Source organism: Acinetobacter sp. UC24323, assembly GCF_024151445.1.
GTDB lineage: Bacteria > Pseudomonadota > Gammaproteobacteria > Pseudomonadales > Moraxellaceae > Acinetobacter > Acinetobacter baumannii.
Map to the genome: position 1 here is coordinate 43,199 of NZ_JAHIBY010000012.1, position 12,981 is coordinate 56,179.

General features: G+C 41.5%; 14 protein-coding genes. 5 read left to right on the forward strand and 9 right to left on the reverse strand.

The window, feature by feature from the left end:
- Positions 1-3 precede the first annotated feature (3 nt).
- From gpmI to lptF, 3 genes are all read right to left on the reverse strand, one after another.
- Entirely contained in the window at positions 4-1,551 is a 1,548-nt protein-coding gene (gene gpmI, locus KNQ97_RS15550; protein ID WP_000128749.1) for a 2,3-bisphosphoglycerate-independent phosphoglycerate mutase, read from the reverse strand.
- 125 nt (positions 1,552-1,676) lie between these two features.
- On the reverse strand, positions 1,677-2,747 hold the full coding sequence (gene lptG, locus KNQ97_RS15555) for an LPS export ABC transporter permease LptG (RefSeq protein ID WP_000881094.1): 1,071 nt from the start codon (positions 2,745-2,747) through the stop codon (positions 1,677-1,679).
- Complete coding sequence (gene lptF / locus KNQ97_RS15560; protein ID WP_253612433.1) at positions 2,747-3,847, reverse strand: LPS export ABC transporter permease LptF; 1,101 nt, start codon at positions 3,845-3,847, stop codon at positions 2,747-2,749. Before lptF ends, lptG begins: the two co-directional genes overlap by 1 nt.
- Positions 3,848-3,990: 143 nt before the next feature.
- Between lptF and KNQ97_RS15565 the strand changes: the two genes are divergently transcribed.
- The 4 genes from KNQ97_RS15565 (at position 3,991) to KNQ97_RS15580 (ending at position 6,865) form a co-directional block, all read left to right on the forward strand.
- Positions 3,991-5,439: a leucyl aminopeptidase gene (locus tag KNQ97_RS15565; protein WP_000673449.1), complete on the forward strand. Its 1,449-nt coding sequence runs from the start codon at positions 3,991-3,993 to the stop codon at positions 5,437-5,439.
- Positions 5,432-5,839 carry a DNA polymerase III subunit chi gene (locus tag KNQ97_RS15570; RefSeq protein WP_001151592.1) on the forward strand — a complete coding sequence of 136 codons (408 nt, stop codon included), beginning with the start codon at positions 5,432-5,434 and terminating at the stop codon, positions 5,837-5,839. The genes KNQ97_RS15565 and KNQ97_RS15570 overlap by 8 nt, the downstream gene beginning before the upstream one ends.
- A gap of 38 nt (positions 5,840-5,877) precedes the next feature.
- On the forward strand, positions 5,878-6,516 hold the full coding sequence (locus KNQ97_RS15575; protein ID WP_001988710.1) for a hypothetical protein: 639 nt from the start codon (positions 5,878-5,880) through the stop codon (positions 6,514-6,516).
- Positions 6,517-6,646: 130 nt separating this feature from the next.
- Positions 6,647-6,865, forward strand: coding sequence for a hypothetical protein (locus KNQ97_RS15580; protein ID WP_253612434.1), 219 nt, complete (start codon positions 6,647-6,649; stop codon positions 6,863-6,865).
- A gap of 58 nt (positions 6,866-6,923) precedes the next feature.
- On the opposite strand, the gene KNQ97_RS15585 is transcribed toward KNQ97_RS15580, so the two are convergent.
- From KNQ97_RS15585 to glnK, 6 genes are all read right to left on the reverse strand, one after another.
- On the reverse strand, positions 6,924-7,583 hold the full coding sequence (locus KNQ97_RS15585; protein ID WP_000493866.1) for a riboflavin synthase: 660 nt from the start codon (positions 7,581-7,583) through the stop codon (positions 6,924-6,926).
- Positions 7,584-7,625: 42 nt separating this feature from the next.
- Complete coding sequence (locus KNQ97_RS15590; RefSeq protein WP_001083669.1) at positions 7,626-8,918, reverse strand: DNA adenine methylase; 1,293 nt, start codon at positions 8,916-8,918, stop codon at positions 7,626-7,628.
- A complete protein-coding gene (gene ribD / locus KNQ97_RS15595) occupies positions 8,915-10,000 on the reverse strand; it encodes a bifunctional diaminohydroxyphosphoribosylaminopyrimidine deaminase/5-amino-6-(5-phosphoribosylamino)uracil reductase RibD (RefSeq protein WP_253612435.1) in 1,086 nt (361 codons plus the stop codon). The genes KNQ97_RS15590 and ribD overlap by 4 nt, the downstream gene beginning before the upstream one ends.
- Positions 10,001-10,015: 15 nt before the next feature.
- Positions 10,016-10,474: a transcriptional regulator NrdR gene (gene nrdR / locus KNQ97_RS15600; RefSeq protein WP_000543541.1), complete on the reverse strand. Its 459-nt coding sequence runs from the start codon at positions 10,472-10,474 to the stop codon at positions 10,016-10,018.
- A gap of 158 nt (positions 10,475-10,632) precedes the next feature.
- On the reverse strand, positions 10,633-12,030 hold the full coding sequence (locus KNQ97_RS15605; protein WP_000738520.1) for an ammonium transporter: 1,398 nt from the start codon (positions 12,028-12,030) through the stop codon (positions 10,633-10,635).
- A 57-nt stretch (positions 12,031-12,087) separates the two neighbouring features.
- Entirely contained in the window at positions 12,088-12,426 is a 339-nt protein-coding gene (glnK, locus tag KNQ97_RS15610; protein ID WP_000780326.1) for a P-II family nitrogen regulator, read from the reverse strand.
- A gap of 279 nt (positions 12,427-12,705) precedes the next feature.
- Between glnK and KNQ97_RS15615 the strand changes: the two genes are divergently transcribed.
- Positions 12,706-12,933 (forward strand): accessory factor UbiK family protein, encoded by a 228-nt coding sequence (locus KNQ97_RS15615; RefSeq protein WP_000894500.1) that lies wholly within the window; start codon positions 12,706-12,708, stop codon positions 12,931-12,933.
- The last annotated feature ends 48 nt before the right edge of the window (positions 12,934-12,981 follow it).

Consider the following 12,981-nt stretch of genomic DNA (forward strand, 5'->3'; position numbering starts at 1 on the left):
CGCTTAAGCAGACAATGTAATGAGATTACGACCTTGCATTTCAGCAGGCACAGGAATCTGCATTAAGTTCAGAATGGTCGGTGCAACATCAGCAAGCACGCCACCTTCTGCAATCGTTGCTTGGGTTGGACCCACATAAATAAAAGGCACAAGCTCTGTTGTATGCTGAGTATGAACCTGACCACTTTCATAATCTTGCATTTGTTCAACATTACCGTGGTCAGCCGTAATAAGCATATGGCCTTTTTTCGCCATTACAGCTTCGTATACACGACCTAAACATGTATCAACTGCTTCAACAGCCTTAACTGCAGCATCAAATACGCCTGTATGACCGACCATATCACCATTGGCATAGTTCACAACAAGTAAGTCGTACTCACCCGAGTTAATTGCTTTGACTAGCTCATCAGTTACTTCATAAGCACTCATTTCAGGCTTTAAGTCATATGTCGCAACGTTTGGCGATGGAATTAGAATTCGCTTCTCACCTGGATATTCGTCTTCACGACCACCACTAAAGAAGAAAGTCACATGGGCATATTTCTCAGTTTCAGCAATACGTAATTGTGTTTTACCTAAAGAAGATAAATATTCACCAAGCGAGTTCTTTAACTCTTCAGGCATATATGCCACAGGTGCATCAATACTTGCCTGATAACGCGTCAACATGACAAATTTAGAAAGGTTCGGTACAACTTTACGCTCAAAACCTGCGAAATCTTTTTCAACAAACGCACGCGTAATTTCACGGGCACGGTCAGCACGGAAATTCATAAATACAACGCTATCGCCATCTTGAACTTTAGCGATCTCACCAATACGGGTTGCTTTTACAAACTCATCATTTTCATTTGCAGCATATGCAAGCTCTAAGCCTTCAACCGCAGTAGTTGCAGTACGAACAGCTTCACCTTCCGTTAATAAACGGTAAGCCTGCTCAACACGATCCCAACGGTTATCACGATCCATTGCAAAGTAGCGACCAATCATGGTTGCAATACGGCCCTTGCCTTCATATTGAGCGAATAAAGCATCTAATTTTTCTAATGAAGGTTGAGCACTACGTGGAGGAGTATCACGACCATCAAGGAATGCATGTAAGTAAACTTTCGCACCGCGTTTTAAGGCAAGTTCACACATCGCCACAATATGATCTTCATGTGAGTGAACACCACCTTCAGAGAGTAGGCCCATAATATGAACTGCGCCACCCGCTGCTTTTGCTTTTTCTACGGCATCAACCAATACTTCGTGCTCAAAAAAAGCACCAGTACGAATATCTTTAGTAATACGTGTGAAGTCTTGGTATAACACTCGGCCAGCGCCAAGGTTCATGTGACCAACTTCAGAGTTACCCATTTGTCCATCAGGTAAACCAACATCTTCACCAGAACCAGAAATGAGACTATTTGGATGCTTTGCTTTCATTGCAGTTAAATTCGGGGTTTTTGCTGCAAGAAAAGCATTATCTTCAATCGCTTCACGGTGTCCAACACCATCCATAATGACCAGAACGTGAGGGATCTTGCCAGCAGTTGCATCCGTCATAATCAATTTCTCTTTTGTCTACAATTTCATCGCAATATCTTACCGAATTTTCGGTGAAGACTCTATTTTTTCCTATGGCTTTCCCCAATGCTCCTCATTGAGAAAGCCATTCATATACTTTCAATTTAACGGGCCCGATAAAGCAAATAACTTCCGGCACCAAACATTAAAATAATAGGCATGAGTACAAACCAAGCTGGCGAAGGCGCGTAGACCAAACTTGCGTAGCCCAAGAAGTCTTGTAAATAATAAAAGCCTAAACCAATGAAGAGTGCGATCACTAAACGGAAACCCATCGACTGTTGACGTAGTGGACCAAAAATAAAAGAACAAGCCACTAATACAAGAGTAATGAGTGAAAATGGAGAAGCGACTTTTTGCCAAAAAGCTAATTGGTAAGTTTTCGGCACTTGGCTATATTCGTCCATATAGCGCATAAAACTAATCAGCTGACTTGGAGACAAGTCCTCAGGGTCTAAAGTCACCATGTGTACATATTTAGGCTGTAGAGCCAAACCTAAAGACTGCTGATCATGATTATTTAGTATCGAATTACCATCTGTAAGAATGTCCATCTGGCTGGCTTTTTGTAAAGTCCATTGACCATCTTGGATAAACTTTCCTTGCTCTGCATTGATTAAAGACTGTAAATGGTAGTCTTTGTTAAAGTCTACGACCTGGATATCTCTTAAATTTCCTTGTGAGTTCGCATAATCAATATAAATAAAACGTTGCCCTTCTCGTGACCAATAACCTTTCACTTCACCTAAAGCAGCAACTGATCGATGGCTTTTGACACTTTGCGCTTTCTCATTTGTATAGGGAACAACCCACTCACTTAGAGCAAAAGATAAAACAATAAGTAGCAAAGCTGAGCGCATAACCCAACCTACAATACGCCATAAGCTAATCCCGACTGAACGCATCACGATCAGCTCACTATTGGATGCTAAAGCGCCTAACCCAATCACAGCGCCAATTAAGGCCGAGATAGGTAAAATTTCATATAGATAGCGAGGGGCACCCCATAACACATAGATAAAAGCTTGCCATGCATTATAGTCAGGTTTTAGCTCACCTAATTCACCCAGATAAGTAAACAGGATTTGCAAAACAGACAAAACAATGGTGGTACCAAACATTGCGAGCGCAGTGGTTTTCGTCACATATTTGGCGACTATTCGACGTGCTAACATTATAATTTCACTCGCTTAATCTGTTTCTTGATTTTCGGCCCTAATTTCTGCTTACGTGAAAATAAGGCAGCTGCGATTGCATAAACCAATAAAGCCACTAGATAAGCCCAAATACCCAGTTCTCCTTTACTTATACGAGTTTTAATTGCAATCATGAGTACGATCAAACTCGCGAAAATAAAGATAGATGGAATAAGGCGATAATAACGACCTTGTCGTGGGCTTACTTCCGACAATGCCACAGATAGCATCAAGGCAATAATAATGGTAAACGGACCAAATAAGCGCCAGCCCAACTCACTTCTTACGACCGGATCATTTGCTTTAGAAAATAGTTTTGATGTGGAAAGTGCTTCTACATCGCCACTCTCAAACTTAACATCTTTGTCATTTTCTAAACGTAGACGATAAGACTGGAACTCTGCTTGCGTATATTTTGGTTGTCCCGGGAATATTTCATAGCGACGACCTTGAACGAGATCAACCACATTGGCTGTATCATTCGCGACCTCAACACGTGTTGCCTCTTTTGCCAAAATCATGACATCTGGCTTGCCTTCTTTGGCTGCACGCTGATAAAAGAAAATATCTTTAAGGTTTTTTCGATCTTCCGACAATGAACCTGCATAAATCGTATAAGGTCCAGAAGAAATAAACTCTCTTGGTCGCACCAAGTCAAACCCCGTACGCACTGCTTGGGTTGTAGTTAATTTTTCGAATTCACGAAGTCCCCACGGTGTCATCCAAAGCATAAGTACGGACTGACACACCATGTAAACCAGTGTCATTGGAATAAGTAAGCGCGCTAACTGATGACGACTTACCCCACTACCATTCAATACGGCCATTTCATGGTCAACATATAAACGACCAAACACCAACATTAAACCAATAAAAAACCCAAGTGGTAAAATGAGGGTTAGAAATTCAGGTAAACGATATCCAATGATGCTAAACAAGATACTGGCATCTAGTCGCCCCTGTGCCGCCACACCAAAGTATTTGATCAGACGACCACCCATCATGATTAAGGTCAATAATGCAATGACCACCAATGAGGTAGAGACAACTTGCTTGACGAGATAACGCCGAATAATCAAATTAATACTTCCAAAAGGCTAATCGGGACGAACGCTAGTTTACCCGAATGTTAAAAATATAAAACCGCACATTGCAACGCTATGCTTGAAAGTGTTTCAATGTTTCAATCCAACATAACTTTCTATAGGCAATCACGGCAGCCATGAAATTTACAACTTATACAACTTTTCCTGAACAAACATCTAATGAATCTTTGTGGATTTTAGTTGATTCAGAACAGCTACAAAGCAATCTCAATACATATCAAATCAATAATCTAGAAAGTATTCTTACAGCAACTCAATTTAAAGCCAACTTCAATGAAACGTTGCCATTATTTGGTCAACTTAGCACTCAGCCCCATAGCCAATTACTTGGTTTAGGAAAAGCAGCTGAACTTCAAGCAGCTAAGTTAGCAAAATTGGCGCAAACCATTATCAAGTCGGCACAAAATAAATTTAAGCATATCGCAATTGATATTGCTGCGTTACCTGTCGAATACCATTATTTATTTGCATTAAGCTTAACTCAAGCAGCTTATGGTTATGATGAGTTTAAATCGAAAAAAAATGAATTTGTGTTACAACAAGTTGATTTAATTAGCTCACAAACCAGCCTTGATGAAAATCAACTCGCTTTGGTACATGCCGTACAATCTGGTCAGTCTTATGCTCGTGACTTAGGAAACCGACCAGGTAATATCTGTTTCCCTGAATATCTGGCAGAACAGGCATTAGCTTTAGCTGCAGAATTTCCAGACTTACTTAAAGTCACTGTCTTAAATGAGCAACAAATGGCTGATTTAGGCATGTATGCATTTCTTGCAGTCAGCAAAGGGTCTGAGCGTCCGGGCCGTATTGTGACTCTTGAATACCAAGCACAGCTTGAACAAGCTCCTGTCGTACTTGTCGGTAAAGGCGTAACCTTTGATACAGGCGGTATTTCTTTAAAACCAGGACTTGGCATGGATGAAATGAAGTTCGATATGTGTGGTGCAGCTTCTGTACTCGGCACAATCCGTGCTTTATGTGAGGCACGTCTTCCAATCCATGTTGTGGGTGCGATTGCAGCTGCGGAAAATATGCCTTCAGGTAAAGCAACTCGCCCAGGCGATATTGTAACAACCATGAGTGGTCAGACCGTTGAAATTTTAAACACTGACGCTGAAGGCCGTTTAGTCCTTTGCGACACCTTAACGTATATCAAACGTTTCAATCCGGCAGTTGTGATTGATATCGCAACATTAACTGGTGCTTGCGTAGTTGCGTTAGGTAAAGTACTGAGTGGTTTATTCTCTCCGGACGATACTTTGGCAGCTGAACTCCAACAAGCTGGTGAGCAGTCATTTGACCGTGTATGGCGCATGCCAGTGATTGATGATTATCAAGAACTATTGGACTCTCCTTTTGCAGACATCGCTAACATTGGTGGACCACATGGCGGCGCAATTACAGCAGCCTGCTTCCTTGAGCGTTTTACTCGTGACTATCGCTGGGCTCATTTGGATGTTGCCGGAACAGCATGGTTATCAGGCTCAGCAAAAGGCGCAACTGGTCGTCCAGTACCGTTACTTATGCAATTCTTGGCTAACCGTGTAAGTACGAATGGCTAAAGTTAGCTTTTATCTGTTTGAAACCAGTGAAGAACGGCAAGTCGATAGTGCTTGCCGTTTATGTCGAAAAATTTTACTGAAGCATTCACAAATCTGGTGGTATTGCCCAGATGTGCAGTTACAACAAACACTTGATGAAAAATTGTGGAGCTTTGATCCGACCAGCTTTATTGCCCATGGCGTTGATCAGGTAGATGCAGCAGTATGTATTTCGGCTAAACAACCTTCTGAACAAGGTTGGCTGGTATTTAATTTTAACAATCATGCACTTGAACAAGTGAATCATTTTAGCCACATTATAGAAATTGTTGAAAATAATGAAGCAGCCAAGCAAATTGGCCGAGAAAAATTTAAAATGTATCGTCGTTTAGGTATAGAACCTCGAACCTTTAAATTATAACGCGCTAAAATGTAAATACTGTTGAGCAAAGGAGAACTGTGGTGGCATTAAATGTCGGGCAAGATTTTAAAAAAAGATGGTTAAATGCGCCTGAAGCTGTCCGTCATGCTTATCAACAGGATTTGGCTCGTATTTGCGATTTATTAGAGCCTCAGACCCCTATTCAACTGTGGGTTTTAAATGACGAAAAAGCGCAGTTAGAATCACAACAAAATATTGAAAAGGCATATGCTGACTTAAAGGCAGAGTTAATCGAGCAAGCGCGAATTCGTCGCCAACTTGCTTTAGAAAAAGCTCTTGCAGATAAGCGCGCAAAGGAAGCAGCTTATGCTGCTGAATTACAAGCTGACGAAGTTCGTAAATTTAGTGAACAAACGGAAGCTTTGCAGGCTTTACGCAGTCATTTAGAACAAGAAGTTGCTGAACATACTGCACGTTATCAGAAAAACCCTGAAACGCCAGCAATTGACTATTCTTCTGGTGCAAAACTTAGCATTACTGATGATCAGATCTTATCTGAGCTTGAAAGTGTACGCGTTCGCCTAGAACTTGAAGCTGAAAGCTTAATTGAACAGGCGGTAACAGTTTTCCGTGCCAAACTGCATGCTGCGGCTCAAGAAGAAATTGAATATATTTTAAAGAATTCTAACTTTTCTGATGAAAAAATAGAAAAGTAAAGTTTTAATATTCTTCCTGTCATAAAAATGACATTTAATTGTCACAAAATGGTCATGCATAATATTCTTATGGTTCAAACAATTATAAGAATAATTCATGATTATTTATGAAAATTAATGAGGGTAAGAAATGGACATTCCGCATCAGATTTCAACGCAAATTGAGCAACTTAATCAAGGCGAGCAATGGACCTTCTCAGCACAAGAACTTTATATGAGTTATAACGACTTTAATTCGCTTTCAATCTTACTCACACGAGCATCGGAAAAAGGCGAATTTTCAATTACACGCACTCAGCATAATAAACCTTGGGTCGGCACACACTCAGTTACTCTCACCAAGCATTAATTTTTAAAATAAAAAACCGGAACGTATGTCCGGTTTTTCATTTTGGCAATTTAAAAGTTTATTTTAAAAAACCATTTTCAGCTAAGAAGGCCATACTAATATTTGATTCAGTTTTCTGTTCAGCAGCTTTATCACCTAGTAATAAGCGTTCGATATAACGTGCTAAAACATCAACTTCAAGATTGACCTTGCTACCCACTTGCCACGTTCCAATATTAGTACGCTCTGCTGTGTGTGGGATGAGGTTTAAACTTAAAATATTACCGCGTAAATGATTAATCGTTAAGCTAATACCATCTACAGTTACTGAACCCTTCTCTGCCAGATATTTAGCAAGTTCTACAGGCGCAGTCACTTCAAAATAAATTGAGCGAGCATCTTCACGTACTAGGGTAATTTCACCTACACCATCAACGTGACCACTTACAATGTGTCCACCAAAGCGAGTGGTCGGTAACATTGCCTTTTCTACATTGACACGTTGACCAACTTTCCAGTTACCCAAAGTCGTGCGGTTTAAACTTTCACGAGATACATCAGCCGCATACCAGTTATCACCCCACTCAATCACTGTGAGGCAAATCCCGTTAGTTGCAATTGAGTCACCCAAATGTACATCAGACATATCCAAATCGGTTTGAATACGTAAACGCACATCGCCACCTACACTTTGCAGGCTTTCTACTTTACCTAAACTTTCAATAATGCCTGTAAACATGGCTCAATCTCCAAATCTTTTACACTGCTTAAATTGCAGCGCTTACCAAAGTGCGAGCTGCGTACTGTTACCTGAAGTATCTACACCACCTAGCTCGGCGAAGTGGTAAAGCTGGCCTAACAATTGACGTAACGGTGGTCCTGGTTTGGCATGAGTATCTGTAATCACAATAAACTCAAGCACACGTGCACGCTCTGACTGACGTTGTTTACTTACGCGATAACGTGGAACATCTTGAGTAAGTAAAGTCACTTTTCCACGTTCCAGATTGGCCATCAGTAAATCTTTCGGCTCAATGTTACCATCGGTCGAATAACTGGTCAGAATATAACGTGCATTGATGGTTGAAAGTAATTTTTCATACGCATCTTTTGCATGTTTAGAAGAGTTGTATGGACTTGGACGCTCTTTACGCCATGCACGGTCAATACCACTCTTATAACCCTTAGTGTCTGGTGGCGGTAGGTCGACTTGATCCCATAATGTCAACGCATTTAAAACGTGATAGTTACTACTGTAAGCATGCTGATTATAAGGTGGGTCAAGATAGGCTACATCTACTTCAAAACCGCTCATCTGATTTGCTAGATGCTGAGCATCTACACACCACATTTCAGCAGCAGGGCGTTTACGGTCGCCAATCTCACAGAAACGGCTCGGAGTTAACCAAAGTAGTGATTCGATACGTTCTAATGCTGTTTGTGTACGTCCGCCCCACCCTTGGTGGAAGCTTTTAAATACACCACTGGTATTACTCACAAAACTTGCCGAATAGAGTAATGGCGCAAGCAAAGCACTCATTTCTACATCATTAATTGCACCCTGCGCTTGCCATGTTGCAATTTGCTGGCGAATCGCATCGATACGCATACCATTGCGACGTTTAAAGAATAATCGGTCACGAGATGGATCATAGACATCATCATTACGAGGGCAAAGATTGTGTGTTACCCAGCCTTTAACCTCGGGTAAGCGGTTTAAATAATCAATCGCTTTCTGATAGCCACCCAACTCTTTAAAAGCAGGTGCATCGACACACGCTAAAATTGCATGATTTAACGCATGGCTATAAGGTTCCCAGTCATTTGCAATCACACGGTAACCATTTTGACGTGCCAAACGAGACACTACACCACTACCCGCAAAGAAATCGGCAAAAATCGGAGGATTCTTTTTCTTGCTATTCAGCGTCCCTGTGATTTCCAGAGCTTCTAAAATCAAGTGGAGCAATCGGCGCTTGTTACCCAAATACGGGACAAGCTGATGGAAAAGATATTCGTCTGTCGTGCGGGCTGCATGACGACGTTTGTGGTATACCGAAGGCTCTGAATTCATACTTTCTCTTGCGTAGGGATTAACCTTAAGCGTATATCTTGATCAAGTTGTGTTACATCAAGAAGTTTAAAACGAAGTTGCTGTGCCATATATTCAAAATCTGCATTGAACATGGCTCTTGCACTTTGCCCCAATAAAGTTGGAGCCACATAACTGATCATTTCATCAATCAAGCCTTCTTGCAAAAAGGCACTTGATAATGTCGCGCCAGCCTCGATCAGCACATCATAAATTTGGTATTGCTTAGATAAGGTCTGTAATAACGTTTTTAAAGGCTGAATTTCTAATTGTATCACGCCTATGTCAGCGAGTTCCTGACGATATGGTCCCATGACCATCACAGTTTCAGGATTTTCTAATATTTTAGCGGTGAGTGGTAAACGCCCTCTCCGATCTAGAATTACACGTTTTGGCTGAGCAACTGTCTCGATATCAACATCATGAAGTGAACGTACATTAAGTTGGCAGTCATCGGCAATTACAGTTTCAATACCTGTAATCACGGCGCCTGAAATCGCACGCCAATGTTGTACATCTTGACGGGCCGCAGAACCTGTAATCCACTTCGACTCACCTGATGCCATTGCAGTACGCCCATCAAGACTAGAAGCAACTTTTAGTCGTACATATGGCATGCCGGTAGACATCGCTTTTAAAAAGCCTTGATTAAGTTGAGCTGCCAAATCCTCACAAATACCGATTTCTACTTCAATACCGGCATTTTTTAATATCTGAACACCTTTACCTGCAACAAGCGGGTTTGGATCGGGACATGCCACAACCACTTTTTTAACTTGTGCCTTTACAAGTGCCTCAGCACACGGAGGTGTTCGTCCATAATGAGCACACGGCTCAAGCGTCACATAAGCAGTTGCGCCTTGTGCCTGTTCACCCGCCTCGCGTAAGGCAAAAACTTCAGCATGAGGTTGACCAGCTTTAGGGTGAAAACCTTCGCCAATGATTTGATTATCTTTGACAATGACACAACCAACATTTGGATTAGGCTTGGTCGAATAGAGTCCTCGTTTGGCAAGTTCAATGGCTTGCTGCATCCAGTATTGATCTTGTTTTAACTCAGACATAAAAATCTCAAATGATTAGTGCTCACGTTGTTGCATTTGCTCAATTTGGCGGCGAAACGCTTCAACATCCTGAAAGTCTTGATAAACCGAAGCAAAACGAACATAGGCAACGTGGTCAAGTGCAAATAAAGATTGCATGACAATCTCACCAATCGTTCTGGATTTCACATCACGCTCACCCAAACGGCGAATTTGCAACTGAATATCGCTTAGAACCGTCTCGATCTGCTCTTGTGTCACTGGACGTTTTTGTAAGGCATGCATAAGCGAACGACGTAGCTTCGCCTCATCGAACGGTTCATTTTTTCCATTCGATTTGATCACACGGGGCATCACCACTTCATAGCTTTCAAAAGTGGTAAAACGTTCACCGCAACTTACACACTCACGACGTCGACGAATCTGACAACCTTCTGCGGCTAGACGCGAATCGATGACTTTACTATCTGCGGCGTTGCAAAATGGACAATGCATAGCGGACTTAATAGGGTCAATTACTTTGACCTAGTGTAGCAAAATTTCTACACTTACAGAACCAGCATTCTATGAGACAAAAAAACAGTCCTGTCCGAGATCAAAGCATCGCTTTGATCACAGCACAAGACTGTTTTTGATATAAGAATTATTAGTGATTATTCAATACGTTCGCCATGTTGGCTTAAGTCCAGACCCATACGTTCATCATCGGAATTAACACGAAGTCCAATTATAAGGTCAATCACTTTAAGAATAATGAAAGTTGCGATACCACTGTAAACCATTGTCGCAAGCACACCTTCGACTTGTACCCACAACTGACCAGCGAATGTTGGTGCTAATGCTACGTTGGCTGCCTTAATGATTTCATCACTATAAAATACGCCAGTTAAAATCGCACCGACAATACCACCTACAGCATGCAAACCAAACGCATCCAAAGCATCATCTGCTTTAAGTAAGCGTTTAAGTGCCGTAATACCCCAGAAGCAGACTACGCCACCAATAAGGCCCATTACTAAAGCTCCGCCTACACCAACAAAACCAGCTGCAGGAGTAATCACAACTAAACCAGCAACAGCTCCAGACGCACCGCCCAATACAGAAGCTTTACCACGGATCATACGTTCTACTACCAACCAAGAGAACGCAGCAGCAGCAGCAGCAACTTGAGTCACTAAAATTGCCATACTTGCACGAGCACCAGCACCTAAAGCACTACCACCGTTAAAGCCGAACCAACCCACCCAAAGTAAACTTGCACCGATTACAGTTAAAGTTAAGTTATGTGGCGCCATAGATTCACGGCCAAGGCCAATACGTTTACCAAGCATATAAGCAGCAACTAGACCTGCAACACCGGAGTTAATGTGTACAACCGTACCGCCAGCGAAATCTAATGCACCTGCTTTAAATAACCAGCCATCTGCCGCCCACACCCAGTGAGTAATTGGCGCATAAACCACAAGTACCCAAATTGCAATGAATGCCATGAAAGCTGAGTATTTCATACGATCAGCAATCGAGCCACTCAAAATTGCGACAGTAATGATGGCGAAAGTCATTTGGAAAATAACAAAGAGGCTTTCAGGAATTGTTCCACTTAGTGCATCAAAAGCGACACCATTGAGCATTGCTTTAGACAAATCACCAAAGTATGCACCTGTGCCAGAGAACGCGATTGAATAACCTGCAATCACCCAGAGCAAACTTACTAAAATTGCAGCAGAAAGGCTAAACATCATAGTGCTTAAGACATTTTTCTTACGGACCATACCACCGTAAAATAACGCCAAGCCTGGAATTGTCATCAACAGAACCAAAGCTGTTGAAATTAAAATCCAAGATGTATCACCGGTATCGAGTTTTGCAGTCGGTGTCGGAGCGGCCGGAGTTTCCTCAGCTGCTGGTGCCGCTGCAATTGTTGCAGGAGCTTCAGACGTTGATGTTGCTGTAACCTCAGATGTTGGTGTTGTTACAGTCTCTTCTGCCCAAGCGGCAGTACCACCCAAAAGTGCGCCGGTTAAACTCAGCGCCATAAGCATTTTTTTCATTCGTGTCCCCCAACCTCATTTGCGAGCTATTTATTGCTCAGCAAGCTTTGTGCCAATTTAGACAGCATCTGGTCCTGTTTCACCTGTACGGATACGGATGACTTGTTCCAGATTAGTCACAAAAATCTTACCGTCGCCGATTTTTCCAGTGCTTGCCACACGTGTAATTGACTCAATTACCGCGTCGACCATTTCATCACTAATCGCAATTTCGATTTTTACTTTAGGTAAGAAATCAACCACATACTCAGCGCCGCGGTAAAGTTCTGTATGTCCTTTTTGACGACCAAAACCTTTAACTTCAGTTACGGTAATCCCTTGTACACCAATGTCAGAGAGTGCTTCACGCACATCATCCAATTTAAACGGTTTTACAATTGCAGTTACAAGCTTCATGTTTGTTTCCTTCGGCTTCTTTTCACCAGTAAGGTTTTATGTTCAATTTTCATGCCAATATTTCAAAGGTTGGAGGATATGAATCTTTTGCATGAGCTTTCTTTATAACCTATTTAGTTATCAAGATGTAGATGAGCAACTAAAAATAAAATGAATTTTCAGTCCTGTTTTTATTTCAATTTATCGTTATAACATGGCTAAAAGCCAAGAAGCCTATATCCTAGATTCAAGCAGTGTTAAACTGGCGAGCATAAGGTAATACAACAGTTTGGATATATCATGCTAGAAACTCTATTACAGGCCATCTTGGAACAAATTGACGAGCCTAAAAAAGATTTAGAAAAAAACTTACGTGCATTATTAAATGAAACTGTCGAGAAATTAGATCTTGTCTCTAAACAAGAAATCGAAAGACAAAAAACAGCCCTTCATTTAGCCAATCAACGTTTAGAAGCGCTACAAAAACAAGTCAGTCTATTAGAAGAAGCTTTAAAGAATAAAAAATAAGCACCAACGTAGCGCACTTATACTTTACAACGATTAAAAATGAAGCAC

Excerpts from the sequence above, each read along its gene's own strand:
- KNQ97_RS15570 (WP_001151592.1), top strand. The coding sequence starts at position 5,432 with ATGGCTAAAGTTAGCTTTTATCTGTTTGAAACCAGTGAAGAACGGCAA.
- ribD (WP_253612435.1), bottom strand. The coding sequence starts at position 10,000 with ATGTCTGAGTTAAAACAAGATCAATACTGGATGCAGCAAGCCATTGAA.
- KNQ97_RS15605 (WP_000738520.1), bottom strand. The coding sequence starts at position 12,030 with ATGAAAAAAATGCTTATGGCGCTGAGTTTAACCGGCGCACTTTTGGGT.
- KNQ97_RS15565 (WP_000673449.1), top strand. The coding sequence starts at position 3,991 with ATGAAATTTACAACTTATACAACTTTTCCTGAACAAACATCTAATGAA.
- KNQ97_RS15615 (WP_000894500.1), top strand. The coding sequence starts at position 12,706 with ATGCTAGAAACTCTATTACAGGCCATCTTGGAACAAATTGACGAGCCT.
- KNQ97_RS15585 (WP_000493866.1), bottom strand. The coding sequence starts at position 7,583 with ATGTTTACAGGCATTATTGAAAGTTTAGGTAAAGTAGAAAGCCTGCAA.
- glnK (WP_000780326.1), bottom strand. The coding sequence starts at position 12,426 with ATGAAGCTTGTAACTGCAATTGTAAAACCGTTTAAATTGGATGATGTG.
- KNQ97_RS15580 (WP_253612434.1), top strand. The coding sequence starts at position 6,647 with ATGGACATTCCGCATCAGATTTCAACGCAAATTGAGCAACTTAATCAA.
- KNQ97_RS15590 (WP_001083669.1), bottom strand. The coding sequence starts at position 8,918 with ATGAATTCAGAGCCTTCGGTATACCACAAACGTCGTCATGCAGCCCGC.
- nrdR (WP_000543541.1), bottom strand. The coding sequence starts at position 10,474 with ATGCATTGTCCATTTTGCAACGCCGCAGATAGTAAAGTCATCGATTCG.
- gpmI (WP_000128749.1), bottom strand. The coding sequence starts at position 1,551 with ATGACGGATGCAACTGCTGGCAAGATCCCTCACGTTCTGGTCATTATG.
- lptG (WP_000881094.1), bottom strand. The coding sequence starts at position 2,747 with ATGTTAGCACGTCGAATAGTCGCCAAATATGTGACGAAAACCACTGCG.